We start from the raw sequence: 22,744 nt of genomic DNA, 5'->3' as shown, positions 1-22,744 counted from the left end.
CACTCCTTGCTGCTCGTAAGCGCGCCTGTTAAAGTCTCTCGGATTGCCCGGTGTCGCTACCGCCATGCTATTTCTCCGGCCCGGTCATGTCAAGTGACGGAAAATCCTCCGCAGCTAAAACTTTGGCGACCCGGTTGCGGGCGTCGACGAGCACCACCACCGGCGCCCCCCGGACTTCGCTCCCGGAACACCAGGCGTAGGCCATGACAATTACCCGGTCCCCCGGTACAGCCAGGCGGGCGGCGGCCACCAGGTGCCATTCCAGCATCGGCCGGTCGTTGCGGACCACCGGTCCGGTCAGGAAAGGGGCAGCCCAGTCGCTCGTCCAGGCAGCGCAGACTGTTCACTGCGGGAAGCCACCCCCACGATCCGGTAACCGGCGCGTTGCAGGGCCAGCGTTGCGCCGACCCGATCCGCGCCGATTATGCAAATCTTGCGGTCATCATCCGACACTATGTGGGAGTACCTTCGAAAACAAGTAGTGCAACTACCTTAAACTAAAATTGCACATCGCGGTTGACAGGGTCGTATGGGGATAAATAATCCTGACCCGGACACCGAATGCTCAGCGGTGGTTGCCAATGGTTGAAACCGGACCCTGAACCGCAGCGTCTACCTGCCATAATCTGGCATTGGTCGCTCACCTCGCGAAATATACCAACCGAAGCCGCACCGCAGCACTTGAGCTCCGGGAATGCCAGTTTCCGGGCTGGAGGTTGTCCTTTCTATCGGCTTGGTTCCTTCAAGGTCCCTATCTCCCATCCCGGGAACGGATTTCGACCATTAGATGTTATTTTCTTGGCAGCGCGGCTGCTCGCCAGCAAGATAATGTCAGTACCCTACAGTATTCCCAGGTCGGATATTTTGGATGGGAGAATTTATGTCCTCGGTTGGCGCCGGAACCGGGGCAGAACGGGAAGGGGCGTTTTATTCATAATTGTATCGGGTTAAAGCAAAGGGCTTGGCTGGCCCCCCGAACGAGGTTAACCCCCGCCGGTGTTTCCACGTGAAGCTACCGAAGCGGCTGGCGAAGCTTCCCCGCCTCGCGGTGATGGGTTTGCCCGGAAGCCCGCCGGCTATTCCCCAAGATTTCGGGCGGCGAGCGTGCCGGTCACATGCTTCGGTTCCCATAACGCAGGCGCTTGGGAAGGCCGAGTCTTTCCTTCAGGGCGGAAACGCGGCTCCGACTCACTGGCACCTCACTGTTCTGCCGGTCGTTGATCTGCAGAACGTAAGTACCGTTCAGGTCCGGCTTAATCTCCTTGATGAACTTCAAATTGACGATGAAGCTCCGGTGTGAACGGAAAAATATGTCCTGGGGCAACCGCCGGGCCAACTCTTCCAGGGTATAGGGGGCACTCGCCCGCTCGCCAGCAGTGCAGACAATCACGCGGTCGCTCTCCGCGTAGATGTGGGTAATCTCCTGCGTCGGCACCGGAACGATATTCCCGCGTCTGGTTATGGCCACGGCGGCAAAGGGTTTGTCTTTTTCCGGTCTGAAGCGCTCTTTTAGCCGAGCGATGACTTCAGAGAGCCTTTTCTCGGTCACCGGTTTGATCAGGTAATCGACAGCGCCGACACCGAACGCATCCAGGGCATATTCCTCATAGGCGGTGACAAACACGACGACTGGCGCGTTTTTCTGGGTGCGCAGCTCGCGGGCCAGCCCAATACCGCTGATGCCGGGCATACGAATGTCAAGGAAGATAACGTCATAGGCGACCGCCTTGATGAGTTTCAGCGCCTCTTGCGCGTCGGCAGCCTCGCCAATCACCTGCACGGAGCCGCAGCGGCCAAGAAGATAACGCAACTCCTCTCTAGCGGGATATTCATCGTCCACAATCAAGGTTCGGAGGAGCATCTTTTCATTCCTCCTCTTCTCTCCTCAATCTAAAATCTTCTCTCCTCTAGAACAATCCAACCACATTGCCGGCGGGGTCGATGTCAACCTTCTCCGCCGCCGGCACCTGGGGCAGCCCGGGCATGGTCATGATTTTTCCTGCCAAGGCGACCAGGAAGCCGGAACCCACCGAAGCGCGCACCTCGCGCACGGTAAGAAGCCATCCCTTCGGGCGACCCAGAAGCCGGGGATTGTCGGAAAGTGAACTCTGGGTCTTGGCCATGCATATCGGCAGCTTGTCGAAACCCAACCGGGTGAAGGTTTCGATATCGGCTTGCGCCTGGTCCGTAAAGACTACTCCATCCGCCCCGTAAACTCTGCGGGCGAGGATATCGATCTTTTCTCTGATGGGCAGGTTCCAGTCGTACAGTGGACGAAAGCCCCTCGGGGCGCGCGCCAGGATGGCCAGCACCTTTTCCGCCAGTTCCAGGCCGCCCTCGCCGCCGCGGGCGACCACTTCGGAGACCGCGACCGGGATGCCGCGGGCCAGGCAGTGTTCCCGAATCAGGTTCAGCTCGACCTCCGCGTCCGTGGGAAAGCGGTTGACCGCCACCACCACCGGCAAGTTGAAGTTGCCCGTGACGTTGTCGATGTGGGCGTCGAGGTTGGCCAGGCCGGCCCCGAGAGCCTCGACGTCCGGCCGGGTGACGTCGGCGAGGGGGAGTCCCCCGTGCATTTTGAGGGCCCGCACGGTGGCCACCAGGACCACCGCGTCCGGCTGAAAACCACCGTAGCCGCACACGATGTCGAAGAACTTCTCGGCGCCCAGGTCGGAGCCGAACCCGCCCTCGGTCACCACGTAGTCGGCCAGCCGCAGAGCCAGCCGCGTGGCGAGGATGGAGTTGTTGCCGTGGGCGATGTTGGCAAAGGGGCCGCCATGGACAAACGCCGGCTGTCCTTCCACTGTTTGCACCAGGTTGGGTTTCAGGGCGTCTTTCATTATCACGGCCAACGCCCCGGCCACTTTCAGGTCGCGCGCGAAGACCGGCCGACCGTCGCGGGTGTACGCCACCAGGACGTTCCCGACCCGTTCCTTAAAATCCTGCAACCCTTCGGCCAGGCACAGGAGCGCCATGATCTCGGAGGCCACGGTAATGTCAAATCCGCTTTCGCGTGGTATACCATCGACCCTGTTGCCAAGGCCGCAGACAACGTTGCGCAGTTGCCGGTCGTTCACATCGACCACCCGGCGCCAAAGCACCCGTTTGGGATCGATGTTCAGGCTGTTGCCCTGGAAGATGTGGTTATCCACCACCGCCGCCAGCACGTTGTGCGCCGCGGTGACCGCGTGAATGTCTCCGGTGAAATGAAGATTGATGTCTTCCATGGGCAGAACTTGCGAGTATCCCCCGCCGGCCGCACCCCCTTTGACTCCGAAAGTGGGGCCCATTGACGGTTCCCGCAGGCAGACCGTCACCTTCTTGCCCAGCCGGCCCAGGGCCTGCGTGAGTCCGATGGCCGTGCAGGTCTTACCTTCCCCCGCCGGCGTAGGGGTGATTGCGGTCGTAAAAATCAGCTTGCCCGGCGGGCGATCCCGTAGGCGTTCCCAGAGGCCGTTGTCGACCTTGGCCTTGTATTTCCCGTAAAGCTCCAAATCTTCTTCGGCCAAACCCAGATCGCGCGCCACCTCGATTATAGGTTTGAGTTTGGCACGCTGTGCGATTTCGATATCGGAAAGCATCGCAGTTCCTTTCCCTCCCTTTCGGCGGGTTAATACTTATCGGCATGCGGCCTGGGGAGCAGTCCCGCTTCGGTGACGATCTCCGGCACCGCCTCCTCCCACCTGATGGCCATAATGTGGACGCCGCGAACGCCCTTGATCGTGCGCAGGTGCCGGATCAGCTCGACGGCGAACCGTTTCCCCTCCCGCGCCTGGTCCGCGGCCCCCTTCATGCGACGAATAAGTTTGTCGGGCACCACCATACCGGGAACCTTGCTGATGTACCTCAGGGCGCCCGCAGACTTCGGCGGCACCACCCCGGCCAGGATGGAGACTTCCTTATCCCAACCCTGTTCCCGGACGGCGGCCATGAAACGCGCGAACAGCTCGATGTCGTATACCGCCTGCGTCTGGATGAAGCGGGCCCCCGCGGCGATTTTCTTCCCCAGCCGCAACACCCGCAGCGGCAGCGGGCCGGCGAAGGGGTTCTCCACGGCACCGACGAACAGCTCCGGCGGCGGCTTTACCTCGTCCCCGTTCAGAAACCGGCCCTCGCACAGCCGGCGCGCCAGGCCCACCAGCTGCACCGAGTCCAGATCGAAGACGCCCCGTGCCTGGGGGTGGTTGCCGAACTTCTGGTGGTCACCGGTAAGGCAGAGCACATTCCTGATCCCCAGGCTGGCGGCACCCAGCAGGTCGCTTTGCAGAGCAAGGCGGTTACGATCGCGGGTGGTAAGCTGGAACACCGGCTCGCCCCCGGCCTGCAACACGTGCACCGCGGCCGCCAGGGAGCACATGTGCACCACCGCGCTCTGGTTGTCGGTGACGTTCTGGGCGTCCGTGCAGTCCCGGAGCAAGGCGGCGTGCCGGCGTACGGTCTCCCCGGACGCCCCCTTTGGCGGGCCGATTTCGGCCGTCACCGCAAAATGTCCCTGTTCCAGCACCCTCTGCAAATTGCTCGGTGTGGTCACGGCATCAAGTCCTCCCGCACCACGGACCGCACCCCCGCCCCCGCACGGGACCAGTCCTTGGGTGGCGTGATGACGGTCAAGCCCTCCAATCGGCCTTGGCCGGCAAGCCGCTCGTAGATGAGATTCCAGGCACAGGGTTGGTTGTGCCCGATCTCGCAAAGCTCGTTCACCGACCCGCCGCAAGGACCGTTGAGCAGCCCCTTGGCGCACCGGCTCACCGGACAGATGCCGCCCGTTTCACCCAAGACACACTCCCCGCACATGCGGCAGCGCTCTTCCCAAAGCCCGGCGGCCGGGGAGCCGCCGGCGAACACGGTGTCCACCGCGGGGAATACCGGTTTGGCCGGGTAGCGCTCCGCCATGTACTGCACCCCCACACCGCAGCCCAGGGAAAAGCAGGCTTCCGCCTGTTCCATAAGACTGTCGAACGACGATAGGAATCCAGGATCGCACTGGCGGGCGACGGTCGCCCGGAGAACAGTGCGCTTTTGCCCGAGCCGCTTGGCCGCGAGTTCAAGCTGGGCCGCGAGTAACCTTACCTCCCGCTCGCCTCCCACCCCGCAGACCGCCACGCAGCCTTTACATCCGGCCACCAGGACGGTTCTTCTTCCCGTGGCCGCCGCCAGCAACGGGGGCGCCGGCTTTCTCCGCGCCACGATCACAGACCGCTCCCCCCTTCGGCGGACGCGGCGTGCACCGCCGGGAATGCGGGCCCCAGGAGCCGCACCCGCCCCGTAAAATCGGCCGCCATCCGCGCAAAAGACGTGCCCATTGACGCCGCCATATGGTGCATTTCCAGCCGTTCGGCTTCCAGCCCGACCTCGGAGAGAAACGTCCGCATCCGCTCCACCCGCCTGGCAGCACGGGTGTTTCCCACCAGGTAGTGACAGGTGCCTTCCAGACACCCGGCCACCACCACGCCGTCGGCGCCGCCCGCAAAGGCGCGCAGGATAAACTCCTCGTCAACCCCTACTCGGCGCAGCTTTTCTGTCAGCTCCGTGCCGCCCGCAAAGGCGCGCAGGATAAACTCCTCGTCAACCCGGCCCGAGCAGGGCACCCGGATGATCAGCACTTCCGGAGGGTACTGCAGGCGCATTATCCCGGCCGTGTCCGCCGCCCCGGGGGCGCAGCGGTGGCAGCAGAAGACGATGATTTTGGGCCGCCATTCGGTTTCAACCACCCGCCATTGTTCCCGCTGTAGTTCAAGGGACATTTCTAAACCGGCTCCTTTGCTTAGCTCGTCGGCCAGGGCCGCCGCCCGGAACACGCGGCGCCCGGTTCCCGGCCCGACGCCTCCCTCAGGCGGCGTTTGGATCGGCATCCTCGGTCGGGACCGAGGAGCATTAACGTGTTTCGTCAGGCGGCAGATCGCCGTTGGGCGGATTTGTTATGGTGACAGTATAGAAGGCACGCTACTACGCGACAACGGTTGGGTTGTGAAATGCTTACTAAGCACGGTGAAGTGTATGAAAAGGGGGTTGGAACCTGCCGCGGCATTGTTAAGACATCTGAGTGATCATTCTCCGCACCAGTTGCATGCTGTCCGGTGAACTCATTACGGCGAGGTTGGCTCCGGCCAGGAACAGGGTCAGGGTTGTTATGGCTTCCCAGAGAAGTCCCTGCTGGGCGTTCCCCCGGGCTTCTTTTGTTTTCCAGCATTCCCTGCCGACGTTCGCAATCATGGGCATTTTCATCGTGTCGTCGCCGTATAGCACCGCCACCTGTTTAATCCGCTCCATGACCGAAAAGCTGTACTCCATACCGTACCCCAGGGCCGAGGACAAGGGGTCGATGACCATCCGCTCCCTGGGAAAGAACTTGGACAGCTTGATGTTTAGTTCTTTGGCCAGGTTAATGTCCAGCGGGGATTGGACGATTAGCCTATGCCCGTACTCCAGGGCCGCCCTCCCGACCTCCTCGTAGTTCTCCTTGACCACCGGCCCCAGGAGTACGGCGTTCCCGGCGCAGGCTCTGGCGATCTCTTTCAGTGCCCGGGCATCAGCGTCCTTTTCGCCGACCCCGTAAACGATCAAAGGCACCGGCAGGGTGTCGCTCAATTCCTTTACCCTGGACGCTAAAGCCGCCATGTCTACCTCTTCCCTCCCGGCGGAAGCCAGGTAGAGACAAACCAGATCCGCCCGGTACACCTCCAGACATTTTTTTGCCCACGCCACCGGCGAGGAGACGACGTCGCCGAAGCATGCGCGCAGGTGTTCCGGCCAGGTTTGCGGCGGGATATCCCAGATCTCCAGCGCAATCAGCGGAGGGTGAGGCAGATTGCCTTCAAATGAATGAAAAGGAAGCGTGTTTTCCCCGCCGAGGGTAAGTGTTTTGCCCTCTTTCCCGAAAGTCACCTCGAGGATATTCCCTTTATAGGCCTCCAGAAACTCTTTCATCAAAACCTGCCGCTCCTTTCCTTATTCACGAAAACAATTTAGATTTCCAGCCAGGAATGGGAATACAGCGTTCTTCCCATCAGAACGTCAACGGTTTTGACGAGTTCGGCCTCCGGCGGCGGAAGGTCGGCGGGGTTGATTTCTTCGTCCATCGCCCGGTAGATCAGTTCTACCTGAGCAGGTCTTTCCCCCCGGACCAGGGCGATCAGTTCGCTGTCGAAACTGTCTACTATGGCCGAATAAAGGCCGTGGCGCTGCAACATTACCAACTCCACCCGACTTAAAATGCTTCTCAGGTGGCGGGGAACACCGTTGATCATATTGGATAAGCCCAGGGTTGATTTGGCTCCCGGCGCAATGTCCGGCAGCATGCTCATAAACTCCAGCAACTCCACCACCTGGGGCTGGTCCACCCCAATAGGCATCATGATGGGGTCGACCCAGATGTTTTCGTTGGGGATGCCGATCTCGTTGGCGTGGGCGATTGTCTCCATAATGGCTTCGGCCCGGGCGGCCGTGTCGGAAGGAATCCCCTTGTCGGTGAGGACCGATAAAATCACATCACAATCATATTTTTGGGCCAGCGGGAGCATTTCCCTTTTGCTGTCTTCCCGGCCGGAGGCGGAATTGAGCAGAGGTCTTTTCCGGCAAACGGCCAGGCCGGCCTCCATTGCCCCGGGGTTTAGGGTGTCCAGCGACAACGGGAGATCCACCACCTCCTGGACGATCTCCACCAGCCAGCGCATCACGTCCGGGTCTTTTCTGGCCGGCCCGATGTTCAGGTCGAGGTAATCTACTCCCGCAGCGGCCTGTTTTACGGCCAACTCCTGCAAAGGAAGGGGGTTCCGCTCCTTGATGGCCTCCGACACCACTTTGGCCAGAATGTGGATGTTTTCCCCGATTAAAATCATCCCCCATTGCCTCCTTAAAAAAATGTCCGCTTTCTTACCACCCGGCGATCAGCTTAGACATAAATGCGGGTAGTTCTTCGGCTTCTTTGGGTCCCACAATGACCTCCCAGCCGGGCAGTTCGTCTTCGATCTCGCCCTTGATCCTGGCAGCCAAACCGGGAATGATCAGCCTCTTTTTCTTCAGTTTCCCTTCTAAGCCGCTGTTCTTGATAAATGGGCCGACGGTCTCCCCGACAAATTTGCCCGTGGACCAGGCCGCCAGGACGCACAGCCCGTCGGTTCCCTTCACGCCCAGATAGCCGGGGATCTTGCACGCTTCCACGCCGTTGGCCACCGCGAAGTAGGTCAGGGCGAAGTTGGTGGTGAGGAAAACAGGCGATTCTTCGTTGGGTTCGCCGATTTCGTAGACTTTCTCTTCCACCGCTAGCGGGACGCGCGGATCGGTGTAGATGTTGAGCCTGTGGACCAGTAGCGGGAAAAGCGTTTCCCTGTGCAGGTCATTTAGCACGATGACGGAAGCGTACTTGATCACCAGAGCCGAGGCCAAAAGGGCTTCCTCCGCTGCGTCTTCGGCCTTAAGAGGCAGGAAGGAAATGATTGGGTATCCCAGCGGCCGGAAGGTGTGCTTAAGAGCAGCCCGCCTGATCAGGGTGTAGTCCCGGAGGGCCTCCTTTAGATTTCGCGGGGACGTATCGATCATGATGTCCGAAATACCGGCGGCTTTCAGCTTTGTGGTCACGGAAACGACCTCTTCTAGGCCCTGGCCTCTTACTGCCACGGGGACGGCCTTTTCCTTTAAGCCGGGCAGGGCTTCCTCCAGGTTGGCGTTTGTAATCGGGTACAAAAGCGGCTTCTGATCGGCAATCAGGTCGCGGGCGGCAAAGAGCACACCCAGGTCTTCGCACATCAGCACCATGGGCAGCTTTTCCTGGGCCACCCTGGTAACCACGGACAGGTACCTTTCTTTGCTGCCGCTTTCATGTTTGAGGACCACAAGATCGGCCCGCAAGTTGAAGGTTACCCACCGGAACTCGTATTCGTTCAGCTTTTTCAACCTGGCTTTTATTGCCTGATCGTCCTGGGCATCGGAAATCAACACGGCCAGGCCGGGTGGGCGGAAAAAGGTTTTTTCATGGCGATAAACGACTTCTTCTTCCCCCACCGTCAGGATCCTTTCGCCGGCGCCCACGCTGACCAGCTTGATGGGCGGGGTGATGGCGTCAACAATCCATTCTTTCACTTCCGGATCGAGATAGGGACACTTTTCCAGCGCTACCCCGCCGGAGACCAGTTTCATGGCAAAGGCCAGACAGGTGGGAAATCCACATTCCTTGCAGTTCTTCTTCCCCCCGCCAGGGAGCTTTTTCTGGATATCGGACGGTTTTAGAGGCATGTACGCCCCCTCCTTAAAGCATGATCAACCCCAAGATTAGACCATAAAGGCCTAACCACTCATAACGGGATGTTCCGCTTCTTGAAGAAACTCGACCAGTTCGTCGACGTTTTTGACCTCTTTTTCAGAAGCAATTTTATCGAAAAGGTCGGCGGGGATGGCCTCTTTTACCCACTCTTTAATGGCGCTGGGCATCCAGACCACCCTCCGTAACCCTCCGTCGGTGATCAGAAACTTGGGAGACTTCAGGTAGGAAATGGCCATTCCCACGTATCCTTCCCGTTGTTGGCCGCCGCTGACCTCAGCGGCCAGGGTGGAGAAGGGGGAACCAATGACCGTTTCCCCGACAAAGTCGCGGTGTACGATGCCGAAGCCGTCCACTTCCGGGATATAGAAGCAGATCGACTGGAAGCAGCCGCAGGCGGTGTGGGGGTTTTCCAGGGCGCTGTGCAGGCAACAAACAGCAATCCGACCCAAGGATCTTTGTGTCACGATTTCGTTGACCCCGCTGTAAATGTGCTTTTCGGGGTCCAAGAGTTCGCCTTTCGGTACGGCGAAGATTGCTCCTTCCGGGTCGATCTTGGAGGATGCTCTCCCGTCCAACCAACTGATGGCGCCGCACAAGGACATCCGCTCCGGAGTGATGATGCACACGTGGGTGGGAGCGAAGCTCTGGCAGAGAACACAGCCGTAGAATTCTTCCACCCCTTCCTCGGTCATTCCCTTCAAGCGCTCATCCCTGGCGTCATAAACCGGTCTCGCTTTTAAAACATGCTCTTTCACCTTTTCGGGGTCGGTTATGAAGGTTACCTGCATTTTTTCGATGATGGGCAGTTCGTTGGTAAAAAGCATGATTATTATTTGACCGACCTCTTGTAAAGAGCGCAGTCCTTTTTTGTGGCTTTCTTTGTGCAGTCGCAACCAGATATGGTCCCTTTGCGCCATGTGCCAGAAACCCTCGATGTAATTGCAGTACTGGTGGATACGGCGTTCGAAAACGGGTTCCATATCTACCTCCAGTTGTTCTCCGGCCACTTCTACGCCGATAAAGAGGGGTGAGGTTGTTCCCTCCGCCATGTCTTTAATGTCCGGGCCGATGACTTCCACTCTTTCGTGCTCGACCTCATTTACCGACCTTAAGGTGACCAGTTCTCCTTTGTATTCGCACCGGGGTCCTCCGAATTCAACGTAAAAGTCGTGTTTTCTTACGCTTTCGCCTTCGTACTGGGGTCCAACGTCTACCGGGAACATCTTTTTCTCCTCCTACAACAAGAAAAATGGTTTCTTTAGGTTATCAATTCCGCCTGGTGCCTTGAGGGTATCCCCGATCTCCAGATCGCTGGCTCATGAGCCGTCAGGCGGGGATAGACTCGGCAGCTGTGCTTTTTACGGCTTGTATTGCAGAGGCCGGAATTGAGCCTTGCCCAGGCCAAAAAATTCGCTTTCGTGCAGCACGTCCGTCCCCGGGTGTTCTTTGTCGGGGCAAGGCCAGCGCAACCCCTCCGGGTCGAGCCGGTCGTAGCTGATCCCTGCATAGGCCGGGTAGTTGGACGATATTTCCTCCATGATTTGGGAGGGATGGTTGTAGGCGAATCCTTCGGCTTCCATGCGGTGGGCAATTTCGCAGATAATCCACCAGTCTGGCTTGGCTGCCCCGGGCGGTTCCGCTACCTGGCGGACACGCTGAACGAGGCGGTCCACCGCCGTGAAGGTCCCCTCCTTTTCCGCAAAACCGGCCGTGGGGAGCACCACCTGCGCCAGCTTTGCCGTTTCGGTGAGGAACGTGTCCTGGACCACCACGAAGGGGGCTTCTGAAAGGGCCTTGCGCACGCTATCCGCATCTGCCGCTTTGGTCACCGGGTCGGCACCGATAATGTACCAGGCCTTCGCTTTGTTCTCTGCCGACCCGGCGGGTTCGGGGACGGCGCACCCCCACGCATCGGCAACTTTTTCTTTGCTGACCAAAGACCAGGGATGGGTAACGTCCAGATCAAGAGCGCCCTGGAAGTTGCTCCGGCCGATCAGAGGCACGAAACCCGCGCCCGGCTTGCCGTAGTTGCCGGTCATTAAAGCCAGCTGGGCCAGCACCCGGACGCTGTCCTGGCCCGTTGGGTGTTGCGCGATTTCTTCGGACCAGAAGAGGAGGGCCGGTTTGCTGGTGGCGTACACCCGCGCCGCTTCCCGGATCTGCGCGCCGGGAACACCGGTGATTTCCGCTGCTTTCTCTACGGTGAAATCGGCCAGGGATTTTTGGAAAGCGTCAAAATTAGTGGTCCTCTCCCGGATAAACCCTTCGTCGTGGAGCTTTTCGTCCAGAATAGCCCTGGCCATACCCAGCAGCAGAGCAAGCTCCGTGCTCGGGCGAAGCGCAAGGCGAATGTGGGGCAACCGGGACAGGGGTATTTCCCGGGAGTCGGCAATGATCAGTTTCGCCCCCTTGTTAACCGATTTGCGAATTTCAAATCCGATGATCGGATGAGATTCAGTGGGACTGGAACTAATCACAAAATGACCGGCCGCCCTTTCAATTTGCCTGACCGGAATGGTCATGGCGTTGCTGCCCACGGTTGTGCCCAGACCGTCCAATAAACCGGCGCGGCTCGCAAACGACTCGGCGTCGGCAATGTTGCTCGTTCCCAGCACCGCCCGGGCAAACTTCAAGGCCAGGTAGATTTCTTCGTTGGTGACCCGGGGGCTGTATAGAACCACAGCCCCTCCCCCTTTGTACCGGGAAAACCCGCCGGCCGCCAGGCCGAGTGCTTCTTCCCAGCCGGCTTCAACGAACTGGCCGTCTTTTTTGATTAAGGGGGTTTTCAGACGGTCGGGGTGATTGAGCACACCCCAGCCGAACCGGCCTTTCCCGCAGAGGCGCCCTTTGCTCGTTTTGTGGCTGAGGTTTTGGCGGGCGCTGACCAGCCTGCCGCCTCTGGCGCCGAAATATACGCCGCAGCCGATCCCGCACTCGGTGCACACTGTTTCCACCTCCCGGCCGGGCTGCTGCAGCTCCTTGGGCAAAAGGGCCCCCACCGGGCAGCGGGCCACGCATTCGCCGCAGGACTCGCAGGCTGACTCGGCCAGACTGCCTCCCTGCCGGGGGACCACCACCCGGTGGTTGTCCACGCGTTTGAATTCCAGCGCGTCCGCGCCGTTGACCTGCCGGCACGTGCGGAGGCAGATGCCGCAGGCGACGCAGCGGGAACGGTCGAGAACAAAGTACGGATTGCTCTCGTCCACTTCCGCAAAGGGGGCGGGGGTGCCCGCCATTTCCTGGTAAACCCCGGTGTAGCCGACTACCTCCTGCAGTTTGCACCGGCCGTTTTTCGCGCAGTTCAGGCAGTCCCCGTTATGGCCGGCCAGGATTCTTTTCACCGCCGCCGCCTGCGCTTCCCGGGCCTGCGGAGAACTGGTCCGCACGACCATCCCTTCCCTGGCCCGGGTAGTGCACGAAGGCACAACCTTGCCGTCAATTTCCACCGCGCAGACCCGGCATCCGCCGGAACCCGTGAGTTCGGGGTGAAAGCACAGGAAGGGAATATAGATGCCCGCCTTTTGCGCGGCCTCCAAAACGGTGGCCCCTTTTTCCACGCTTGCCTCCAGGCCGTCAATGGTAAGGGTGATCTTCTCTGCAACTGCTCCCTTTTCTTTCAGCATGAAAAGGGAAGGGGGCGTTTCCGGGCGGCGCTCACACTCCCGGACCACCTGGGGTGGGATGAGGGCGGCCTCCCGGGCCGGCTCGGCCGACACTTTAGGCAAAAGGGCTCCCACTGGACAGCGGGCCACGCACTCGCCGCAGGAGACGCAGTTTGACTCGTGCAGGGGCTTGTTTCCGAAGGTGCTGATGGTGGTAGCGCGGCCCCGGAAGGCAAAGTCGATGGCGTTCACCTGAGCGATCTCGCGGCACGTCCGTACGCAGATACCGCATAAAATGCACTTGTTGTGGTTTCTTACGATCCACGGGTGCGTGTCGTCCAGGGGCTTCCCCGGCTTGACCGGCCTTAGCTCCTTGAACTTGGTGGGTTCAAGGTTTGCGTAGCGGGCTACCTCCTGAAGTTTGCAGTTCAGGTTCTTCCCGCAGGTAAGGCAGTCCGACTCGTGTTCGGCCAGGATGACCCCCACTATGTACCGGCGGTACTGGTCCAGGTTCGGGCTCCCGGTTGCGACCTTCATCCCGTCGGCGACCGGCGTGCGGCAGGCAGCCACCATTTTTCCGTCGGCCTCGACCATGCACACCCGGCACAAGCCGGCCGGTTTTAAGTCGGGGTGGTGGCAGAGATGCGGAATATATATGCCGTTTCTTAAAGCTGCTTCCAGTATGGTCGCCCCTTTTCCGGGGACCCTGACGGGCAGGCCGTTAATGGTGAATTCAACCGCCTCCATTTCCATTCCTCCCCCTTGCCGGCAAGCCCCTCTCAAGGAGGTTTAACCTTTCCGGTCCGGTGACCTTTCTTACCGCTCTGTATTTATCCGGGCACACGTCAAAACACCCGCCGCACTTGATGCACTTTTCCTGAATAATCACCGGCGTAGCCCTCCATTTGCCGACGATTGCTTCCATAGGGCAATTTTCCAAACAGAGTCGACAGGGTTCGGCGCATTTGTCAGGATCAATCCAGTAGGCAATTAATTCCTTACAGTACAGCGCAGGGCAACTTTTTTCACCGATGTGCGCTTCGTATTCTGAACGGAAGTAGCGCAGCGTGCTCAACACCGGGTTGGGGGCGGTTTGGCCCAGGCCGCAGATGGAACCGGCAATAATTGCCTTTCCTATGTCTTCTAACAAGGAGAGGTCGGTTGGTTTGCCGCGTCCCTGGGTGATATCTTCCAGAATTTTAAGCATCTGGTAAGTACCTACCCTACAGGGTGTACACTGGCCGCAGGATTCGTTGACAGTGAACTCCAGAAAATACCTGGCCACGTCCACCATGCAGGTATCCTGGTCCATGACCACCATGCCGCCTGAGCCCATCATGGATCCCGCGCTCGTCAGGGAGTCGAAGTCCACCGGCATATCCAGCAGTTCTTTGGGCAGACAGCCGCCGGAAGGACCGCCCGTTTGCACGGCCTTGAACTCCTGGCCGGTGGACGTTCCGCCGCCGATGTTGAAAATTATTTCCCGCAGCGTTATTCCCATGGGGACCTCGATCAGGCCGGTGTTTTTGGCCTTTCCGGTTAGGGCAAAAACAGCTGTTCCCTTGCTGGTTTCGGTTCCCATGGAAGCAAACCACTCCGGACCCCTGGTGATAATCTGGGGCACGTAGGCGAATGATTTGACGTTATTCAGCAGCGTGGGCTTGCCGCCGATGCCTTCTTCGGTTGTGCGGGGCCTGGGCATCGCTTTGGGCATTCCCCGGAAGCCTTCGAGGGAGCGGACCAGAGCCGTCGATTCGCCGCAGACAAAGGCGCCGGCGCCCCGGAAGATCTCGATGTCGAAGTTGAATCCGGTGCCCATAATGTCCTGTCCCAGCACCCGGTGTTGCCTGGCCTGCGCAATGGCGATTTTTAAGCGTTCCACCGCCAGCGGGTATTCCGCACGGACGTAGATATAACCGTGGCCGGCGCCGACGGCATAGGCGGCAATGGTCATACCCTCCAGAACCGAGTGGGGATCTCCCTCCAGGACGGAACGGTCCATAAAGGCACCCGGGTCTCCTTCGTCGCCGTTGCAGACCACGTACTTCGGTTCCCCTTCGGCCCGGCGGGCGGCCGCCCACTTTCTCCCGGTGGGGAAACCGGCCCCGCCTCTGCCGCGCAGGCCCGAACGGGTGACGGCGTCGATTACTTCTTCCGGGGTGTACCGGGTGAGCACGTCGGCCAACGCCTGGTATCCGCCGATGGCAAAGTACTCGCGGATGTCTTCCGGGTTGATCAGGCCGCAGTAGGCAAGGACCACCCTTTGCTGGTGGCGGTAAAAAGGCACGTCCTCTTCCCGTAGGCTTTTGCTCCCGTCCGGGTTCTGGTAAAGCAGGCGCTCCACCACCGTATTCTTATCCAGCGCGGTGGTGATGATTTCTGGAACGTCGGCCGCCGTTACCTGCGTGTAAAAAATACCCTTCGGTTCAAACCGCACCAGGGGGCCTAACTGGCAAAAACCATGGCAGCCGCTGTAGGCGGCGCCGGCATCCGTTTCCCGGCCTTCAAAAAGCAGTTCCACGCTGGTCGGACAGCCTCTTTCCTTAAGCAAGCGCACAAACTCCTGGTAAACTTCCAGGGCGCCGCCAAGAACGCAACCGGTGCCGGCACAGACCAAAAACCGGGATTTTTGTCGCGCGAAAGCGCTTTCGCAGACTTTTCGAACCTCCGCCAGCCGGGCCGGGGAGTCGACCTGCAGCATCATTCTCCGCCTCCTAAAAGGTCATCGGGCAAGCAAAGCGCGCTCATTCTTTACCCAACACGCTTCTTGCTCTTCCAGGCGTCATCTGCCCGTACACCTCCTTGCCCATAACGACCACCGGCGCCAGGGCGCACGCGCCGACACAAGCCACTCGTTCCAAGCTGTACTCGTAATCCGGAGTGGTTTCTCCGTGGCCGACGCCCAGTTGCCGTTCAAACTCTTCCAGCACCCGGTCGGCTCCCTTTACGTGGCAGGCGGTACCGCAGCACACCTTGATCTGGTTCCTGCCGCGCCGGATGAAATGAAACTGGTCGTAAAAGGTAGCCACCCCGTAAACGTGGCTTTCGGGCAACCGGAGGAAACGGGCAATCTCCAGCATGGCCGTCTCGGGCAGGTAGCCGAACACCTCCTGGGCGTCTTGGAGAATGGGAACCAGCTCGCTTCGATGCCCTTTGTAAAAGGAGAAGGCACTCTTCAGTCCCGCCTCGATATCTTCCTTCAAGGCTTCTTCCACCGCCGTTTTTGTCATCAGCCCCGCCTGGTGCATCAGGGTATCCCCAATCTCCTGATCATGGGTCATAGTCGCCACGCAGGGGTAGGCATGGTGAAGAAGTCCGGCCTGCTCCACAGCGTCCTTGACGTGTACTCCCACCAAGTTCTTGGCCACGTATCTGGTGTTGCCGCAGGGCGCATCCCGCAGGACCTTCACCTCGGCGATCTTGTCTTTATCCAGAGCGATCTCCACTTTCGGCCGGCCGAAGTGGCGGGCGAAGGCCTGGATATAGGGGTTGGCGCTATCCTCCTCGGCAAGGGCGCAGAAAACCAGCGGATGCACCATCGCAATATCTCTTTCGGCTAATTTTTTCTTGATCTGCTTGGCCAGCCCGGAAGGAAGGTAAGCCTTGTTCTCAATGGGTGCGAGCACCGCCTTGACCCCTGCCATTTCAGCCAGATAGGGAGCCATCTCCGCCACCACCGGATCCTCCTGAAGCATCAGCAAGAGATCGCCTCCCGGCAGGCTGGGAGGCAAAAAGTCCTCCAACGAATCGTCAATCCCGATGGAGAGCTTTTCCGGGAAAACGTAGTGGTTTACCTCCCATCCAAACGGGGCGTATTGGGTCATCGCCTCGACGTACCGGCGGCCGTAATCGCCCTGGATAATCAGTAATAGGCGCAAATTTCTCCTCACCCGCTTTGCCTGAAGTCTTTTTACAAGAATAAGATTTTCTTCTTGAGCATCTCCACCTCGGACTGCAGCCTCCCTCCGGCTTGTGGAGTCATCTCTTCCATCATGGCGCTTTCCCAAATGCTTTCATCGTATCCAACAAAGCCGGCCAATTCTCCGTTCCGGAAGCTGCCGGCAATGAATTTTCGTTCCTTTTCCGAGCGAATTTTATTGCCGATGCTCCTTATTTTCTTTATCCCTAGATCTTCAGCCATTTTCCAAATATGACGGGCGGTGTTGATGCTGTTCCGGGTCGGTTCCACCACCACCAGCATCAGGTCCACGCCTCCGGCGGTGCCGCGGGCCAGGTGCTCGATGCCCGCCCCCATGTCCATAATGACCACTTCACCCCGCTCTAAAAGCAGGGAGGAGACCAGCGCCCGCAAGAAGGTGTTTTCCCGGCAGTAACATTCGGAGTCTCCTTTTTTTACCTCCCCCAGGCGCAGAAACCGGATGTTGCCAAGACGGTGGGCATAGTTTTCAACCACGTCGTCCACCCGGGGGTTTAAGCGATAAATGGGTCCGCTGCCACTCCTGGCCCTGATCAATTCTTTCATTTCGGCAACCGGCTTAAGCCGGGCGGCAACCTCTTCGGGAATGCCGATGGCCGCGGCCAGGCAGGCGTCCGGGTCCCCGTCTATCGCGTAGACCAGCCGGTGGGTGCGGGCAAAGGATTTTACCAGCGCGGCGGCAATGGTTGTTTTTCCCACCCCGCCCTTCCCCGAAACAGCCAGTTTCATTCGCTCACCCCTTCACTGCTTGTCAGCCGGGAATCCCCTGCTTCTCAATAAAGACCTTTTATGATCTCCTCCAGGTAATCCCGCCACTTTTCCATTCTCGGGATTACCGGCGTGGTGTAATCCGCATTGGGGTGGCCGCGTCTGCAAACCGCGAAGGTTTTCAAATGAGGCGCAAAGTGTTTTAAGGTGGCCAGGCCGCGTTCGGCCAGATCGCACCTGATGCCGGTGAAGAGGACCAGGTCGTGCGGACCGCGTCCCCTAACCCCCTGCCAGTCCGGCATTTTCAGAAAGTGGATGATTTCGATAATGTCATAAACACAGTCGGGCTTTTTCCCGAATTCCAGCATTTTTTTCTTCACGTGCGCCGTGGCGCAGGTAAGAATACTGCTTGCCTTGACGATCTCCAAAACGTATTCGAGAAGAAGCTTTTCCCCGACTGCGGCGGTGATTGCCTCCGGCCCCAGAATGTATAACGGGTTCCTGGCCCGGTCGATAATCTCGGCCGCCTCGACCGGGTCGGAAACAACCTGGGCGGCCTTTGTTCCGGTTAACGTGTTCACCGTGTAGTACGGGACGAAAAGAAACTCTCCCCTTGGCATTGTCCGACACCCTCCCCTCACCAGCGATTCTTTTCTTACTTCCCTATTTTACCGTGGCCGAAACGGGCACCTTCGTTTCGTAAGTGCCGATGATGGTGGGCAAGGACAAAGTCGGCTTCGGCTGCCAGCCGACTTCATTTAAGTAAGCCAGCACCTCTTTTTTATAAACCAGGGGCGCATCCCGTTCGGTGCGGACGAAGTTCTGCAGGTCATCAGGAAGAGTGCCCAAATGTTCTTTATAAACGGAGATGTACTGATGCAACTTGATGGCCCGGCCGGGAGCAGTATCGTTTCGCCGCATGCAAAGCTTGATGATAGTAAGCAGAGCCCTTTCCCTGGTTTCCACGACGATGGCCATGTGCTCCGGGGTGGGCTCCCGGGTATCGACCAACTGCTCGGTCCGGCCATCGATAACCGTCCAGTCGTCGTATTCCTTCTTGCTCATGAACAACCTTCTGTATTTGGCGCCGTGGGGGCCAAGCAAAAGAGGAATCCCCCACCGTATCGCCCCCGTGCCGATGGCCAAGGCCTTCTGGGAATAGGGACCCCAGACCACGGCACAGGCGCCCACCCGGTTGAGGATGTAGTCGGCAATCAATTCATAATTGGCCCGGCTGGGCAAATTGGCGAAGATGTTTGCGATCTTTATGGCGGCACCGACCACGTGCGCGTTGGAGACGCAGGAACCCACGTTGAGGACGCCGCCGGCGTCAAATGAAGGCGGGTACTTTTCGTAAATGGTCCTTCCTTCGGCGTCTTTGTACATCCCCGCCGCCATTGCCGCGCATCCGGAAAGGCAGACGATGTACTTGCGCCGCGCCAACTCCTCCGCCATCCAGGCCACATCACCAATGTCCGGATAATTGGAACACCCGGCAAACAGCACAACTCCCGGGATGGTACCCAAAACGATGGGGGAACCTACTTTTCTTATTTCCACGTCGTGGATCGGCCCCCGGCCGACCCGCACTTTGTATTTCTCCGCCGAAGCCGCCGCCGCCATTAACTTGAGGATAGGAAGATTAAAATCGCAGACTTCTTCACATTTTCCGCAACCGACGCATTTTCTGAACAGTTTGGCAAGTGGTTCCAAATCGCCTTCACCCGCCCGGCTGACCGCCGTGCCGACCGGCAGCAGGTTGGCGCAGTTTTGATGACACTTCTCGCACTTCTCTCGGCACCGGCCGGCGATCTCGACGGCTTGCGCGGGGGAAAGAATGAATTTTTTGCGCGCCGGCGCTAAGGCCAACGCCACCTTCACCGCCACTTCCGCCGCTTTGTCGGAGTCCAAAACAAGGACCTGTTTCTTTTCCCCGGCCACAATCATTTTCACAATCTCGTCCGTTTCTTTTTCGGTGACGTTGTCCAGGCCGTAGCAGATTTTGTCCGACCAGGCGATGAGCGCCGCGCCTGTTTCTCCGGCGAGGGCCGGAATGTCGGTAAGCACGCACTGCTCATCGGTCACAATGACGTCAGCCAGGCCGGTTTTCAGGAAAAAGCGCTGCTGCGCCAAAGGGCCGACCACCTTCGCGCCCGCGTTGTACCGGGTGGCGTCTAACGCCGTACAACAGATCCCGGCCAGTTCCACTTGATCGAGGAGGTTGTTTTTGCGCAGGTAATCCGTCATACTGTTGGCGGCCGCGGCGTTGTGGCCCACCAGTAGGATCACCGGCTTCGTGCGGTCAATGGTGCCCCAGCCCAACTCGACCAGCGGTGTTTCGACCACCGACGTCGGATAGTTAAACCCGGTGATTTGGGCTAGGTCGCAGGCCTCCAAGGCTACGTGGTCCAGCATCCCGCAGTGGAAGGCTTTCGACTCGTAGTCCAAATTGCTCCCTTCCTGTCCGGTATGGGTGGCGGCAACCAGATGGATAAACTCCCTTTCCACATACTCAACGGCCTTGCGCAGGTCGCCGAGGGTTTGCGGCTTTAAACCGAGCACGGTCCTGATGATCGGCGCTTCCACATTGACCTGGTCCCCCAAAACAAGCGGGTAATCCTCGCCGTGTTTTTCGATAAGGTGCTCGATCAGGTGGCGCCCATGCGCTCCGTGGGCGGCGGCACCCATCAAGCAGGCGATCAAAATCATCCTGGCCTGCTGGGTGGCCATGTCGATTCCGCAGGCCCCTTTGCGATCTTGCGTCAAGTCGCACTTGCCGAAATTGCATAAACAGCAAAGATCGCAAAACGGTGCATAAAAAGGCCGGTAGGTTTTCATCAGGCGAAAGTCCCAGTTGCGCAAGTCAGTCACCCGGGGCATCGGTGTTTGGCCCACGGCCTCCCAGGATTCTTCGGCTCTGATGATCTCGTTGATTTTCTCTCTTAACTTCTCTGTTTTACTCATTGCCGGCTCCTACTCCGAAAATCTAAATTTCGCCGACCCGCTAATGCGGGTACCCCGGGCGATTTGCATTCTAAAGTGACGCCGCGCACGGTATGGTTGTCCAGGCGCCCATGCCCTTGGAGCACCTTCGGAAGGGCAGGGCGGTTTTTGCTTTACTTGGTTGAGTTTTATGGCCGAGACTTTATACTCCGGCGTTTTGGCAACGGGATCGAGGGCATTGCCAGTAAGCAGATTTATAGAGGACTCGCAACAACGGCGAAGCGGGGCGAACGTCACACCCGGCCTCACGCGCTCTGTTATTTTTGCCTCCAATACTACTTTCCCGCGACGGGAGACGGCCTCAATTGCATCGCCGTCCGATAATCCAAGAGCCTCGGCATCTTGGGGATGTATCTCCAGATAAGCCCTGCCGGCCCTCTCCCGCGGGCAAGCTATTGTAGAGGTGTTGAAGTGCCGTGCGTCTCTTCCGGTAGTTAAGGTAAACGGGTATTCCTCATCCGGCGATTCGGCAGGAGGAGTAAAATCAACAGGCACAAAAAGCGCCCTGCCGCCCGGACGGGGAAAGACATCGGTGTATCTGACGAGTACACCGGGATGTGATGGATCAGGGCACGGCATATGGATAGCGTTGCCATCCTGTAATCTCTCGTAAGTGATACCGGCCAGATCCGGTACCGCTTTCCTCAGTTCCTCGTGGATGTCAAACTCGCTGTGGTACGGGAATAGATTTCCATATCCCATTTTAGAGGCCAACATTTGTATTATTTTCCAATCCGGGAGGCTCTCCCCTGCTGGAGAAACAGCAGGGTTCAATAACTGAACCGCCCGGTCCAGTCTTATGTAGGTACCGCCCTTTTCGGCAAAGGTGCAGGCCGGAAGTATAACGTCGGCAAATTGAGCGGTTTCGGTCATAAAGACCTCCTGAACAACCAGAAACTCCACCTCGGCCAGCGCCTTTCTTATCAGATTCAGATTAGCCTGCGAAACGGCCGGATTCTCACCGGAGATGTAAAGAGCCTTTGTCTTTCCCTCAAGGACACCCGGTAGAAAGACCGTGGATGTCCGGCCCGGTTCTTCCGGCAATGAAGCAACGCCCCAAAGGGATTTGAACCATTCCTGCGCCGCCGGATCCGTGACCTGTTTATAGCCGGGGAAAACATCGGGCAGCGCGCCGATGAATGAGGCTCCCTGAACATTGTTCTGTCCCCTTACAGGACTCAAACCCGTGTTGGGCCTGCCGATATTGCCGGTAAGAAGGGCAAGGTTAATGAGCGCAGAGACATTGTCAACACCGCATATGTGCTGGGTCATACCCATGCCCCATAGAATAACGGAGTTCCTGCTGGCAGCGTAAAGCCTTGCCCCGGCAATTATGGACATTGCCGGTACATCGCTGATTTTGGCGGCATATTCAGGGGAATATTTCTCCACCTGGCGTTTCAGCTCATCGTAGCCCTCTGTCCTTCTTTGAATGAACAATTCATCTACCAGATCTTCCTGGATGATTATGTTCGCCATACTGTTTAAAATAGGAACTTCCGTACCCGGCTTCAGCTGCAAGAATACGTCCGCCATTTCGGCCACGGAGGTAATCCGCGGGTCCATTACTATGATTTTGCTGCCTTTTTTTTTCGCCGCTTTAATCTGCCGATGGTAAAGCCTTGGGTGACAGACCTCCGGATTGTATCCCGCGATGAATATGACCTCTGTATTTGATATCTCGTCCATTGTGTTGCTCATCGTGGCGCTGCCGATCGACTTCATTAATGCCTTGAGCGACGGGATATGACAGATTCTGGCGCAGCTATCGATATTGTTGGTACCCATCACTGCCCGGACAAACTTCTGGTATATGTAGAGCTCTTCGTTCGTGAAACAGCCTGACCCCATAAATCCGATACTGTCGGGACCATATTTATCCTTTATCTCCGAAAGTCGGGAAGCGACGATGTCGAGAGCTTCGCCCCAGGACACCCTTTTGAAAGTGTCACCCTGGCGTACTAAAGGCGCATCAAGCCTCAAGGGACTGTAAACGAAATCCATGATTTTCTTTCCCTTCGCACAGAGGAAACGGTCACCCTTCCCAAAGGGCGACACCTTTTTTATTTTGCCCGCCTCCACGGTCAGCGTCATCAAGCAGCCCGCACCGCAGTACGGACACACTGTCACGACCTGTTTCGCCATTTAGTCGCCCTCCTGCCATAAAAACAACCCGATACCGCCATCAGACCTGAGCGGAGAGCCATTCATTTTCACTTCTTTGCTGCTTCGAAA

17 protein-coding genes are annotated in these 22,744 nt (G+C 58.4%); all 17 read right to left on the bottom strand.

The genetic code is table 11. The features are described from left to right. Nucleotides 1-67 precede the first annotated feature (67 nt). Nucleotides 68-268 (bottom strand): aspartate 1-decarboxylase, encoded by a 201-nt coding sequence (locus DAUD_RS00640; RefSeq protein WP_242647857.1) that lies wholly within the window; start codon nt 266-268, stop codon nt 68-70. A gap of 843 nt (nt 269-1,111) precedes the next feature. Next, nucleotides 1,112-1,861 (bottom strand): LytR/AlgR family response regulator transcription factor, encoded by a 750-nt coding sequence (locus tag DAUD_RS00635; RefSeq protein WP_012301281.1) that lies wholly within the window; start codon nt 1,859-1,861, stop codon nt 1,112-1,114. 46 nt (nt 1,862-1,907) lie between these two features. After that, nucleotides 1,908-3,581, bottom strand: a complete 1,674-nt coding sequence (locus DAUD_RS00630) for a formate--tetrahydrofolate ligase (protein WP_012301280.1) — start codon at nt 3,579-3,581, stop codon at nt 1,908-1,910. A gap of 29 nt (nt 3,582-3,610) precedes the next feature. Beyond that, nucleotides 3,611-4,531 (bottom strand): methylenetetrahydrofolate reductase, encoded by a 921-nt coding sequence (locus DAUD_RS00625; protein ID WP_012301279.1) that lies wholly within the window; start codon nt 4,529-4,531, stop codon nt 3,611-3,613. Continuing rightward, complete coding sequence (locus DAUD_RS00620) at nt 4,528-5,193, bottom strand: methylenetetrahydrofolate reductase C-terminal domain-containing protein (protein ID WP_012301278.1); 666 nt, start codon at nt 5,191-5,193, stop codon at nt 4,528-4,530. The genes DAUD_RS00625 and DAUD_RS00620 overlap by 4 nt, the downstream gene beginning before the upstream one ends. Beyond that, the gene (locus tag DAUD_RS00615) at nt 5,190-5,852 is read right to left on the bottom strand and encodes a hydrogenase iron-sulfur subunit (protein WP_242647856.1); all 663 of its coding nucleotides are present in this window, start codon (nt 5,850-5,852) and stop codon (nt 5,190-5,192) included. Before DAUD_RS00615 ends, DAUD_RS00620 begins: the two co-directional genes overlap by 4 nt. Nucleotides 5,853-6,030: 178 nt before the next feature. Then, nucleotides 6,031-6,927: an acetyl-CoA decarbonylase/synthase complex subunit delta gene (locus DAUD_RS00610; RefSeq protein WP_012301276.1), complete on the bottom strand. Its 897-nt coding sequence runs from the start codon at nt 6,925-6,927 to the stop codon at nt 6,031-6,033. Nucleotides 6,928-6,965: 38 nt separating this feature from the next. Further along, a complete protein-coding gene (locus DAUD_RS00605; RefSeq protein WP_012301275.1) occupies nt 6,966-7,838 on the bottom strand; it encodes a dihydropteroate synthase in 873 nt (290 codons plus the stop codon). A 34-nt stretch (nt 7,839-7,872) separates the two neighbouring features. Next, nucleotides 7,873-9,231 carry an acetyl-CoA decarbonylase/synthase complex subunit gamma gene (acsC, locus tag DAUD_RS00600; protein WP_012301274.1) on the bottom strand — a complete coding sequence of 453 codons (1,359 nt, stop codon included), beginning with the start codon at nt 9,229-9,231 and terminating at the stop codon, nt 7,873-7,875. 51 nt (nt 9,232-9,282) lie between these two features. Further along, a complete protein-coding gene (cdhC, locus tag DAUD_RS00595; protein ID WP_012301273.1) occupies nt 9,283-10,482 on the bottom strand; it encodes a CO dehydrogenase/CO-methylating acetyl-CoA synthase complex subunit beta in 1,200 nt (399 codons plus the stop codon). 135 nt (nt 10,483-10,617) lie between these two features. After that, complete coding sequence (locus DAUD_RS00590; protein WP_049752519.1) at nt 10,618-13,608, bottom strand: molybdopterin-dependent oxidoreductase; 2,991 nt, start codon at nt 13,606-13,608, stop codon at nt 10,618-10,620. Continuing rightward, entirely contained in the window at nt 13,595-15,565 is a 1,971-nt protein-coding gene (locus DAUD_RS00585) for an NADH-quinone oxidoreductase subunit NuoF (protein WP_012301271.1), read from the bottom strand. Before DAUD_RS00585 ends, DAUD_RS00590 begins: the two co-directional genes overlap by 14 nt. 40 nt (nt 15,566-15,605) lie before the next feature. Continuing rightward, entirely contained in the window at nt 15,606-16,739 is a 1,134-nt protein-coding gene (gene nuoE / locus DAUD_RS11785; RefSeq protein WP_012301270.1) for an NADH-quinone oxidoreductase subunit NuoE, read from the bottom strand. A gap of 32 nt (nt 16,740-16,771) precedes the next feature. Continuing rightward, nucleotides 16,772-17,527, bottom strand: a complete 756-nt coding sequence (locus DAUD_RS00575) for an ATP-binding protein (protein WP_012301269.1) — start codon at nt 17,525-17,527, stop codon at nt 16,772-16,774. A 44-nt stretch (nt 17,528-17,571) separates the two neighbouring features. Then, nucleotides 17,572-18,126, bottom strand: coding sequence for a CO dehydrogenase/acetyl-CoA synthase complex subunit epsilon (cdhB, locus tag DAUD_RS00570; RefSeq protein ID WP_012301268.1), 555 nt, complete (start codon nt 18,124-18,126; stop codon nt 17,572-17,574). A gap of 43 nt (nt 18,127-18,169) precedes the next feature. Next, a complete protein-coding gene (gene cdhA / locus DAUD_RS00565; RefSeq protein ID WP_012301267.1) occupies nt 18,170-20,470 on the bottom strand; it encodes a CO dehydrogenase/acetyl-CoA synthase complex subunit alpha in 2,301 nt (766 codons plus the stop codon). 9 nt (nt 20,471-20,479) lie between these two features. Next, nucleotides 20,480-22,654: a formate dehydrogenase subunit alpha gene (gene fdhF, locus DAUD_RS00560; RefSeq protein WP_012301266.1), complete on the bottom strand. Its 2,175-nt coding sequence runs from the start codon at nt 22,652-22,654 to the stop codon at nt 20,480-20,482. Between the last annotated feature and the right edge of the window lie 90 nt (nt 22,655-22,744).

Source organism: Candidatus Desulforudis audaxviator MP104C, from assembly GCF_000018425.1.
Classification (GTDB): Bacteria; Bacillota; Desulfotomaculia; order Desulfotomaculales; family Desulforudaceae; genus Desulforudis; species Desulforudis audaxviator.
The sequence above is the reverse complement of the archived record's forward strand: the minus strand, read 5'-3'. Positions and strand labels throughout refer to the sequence as shown.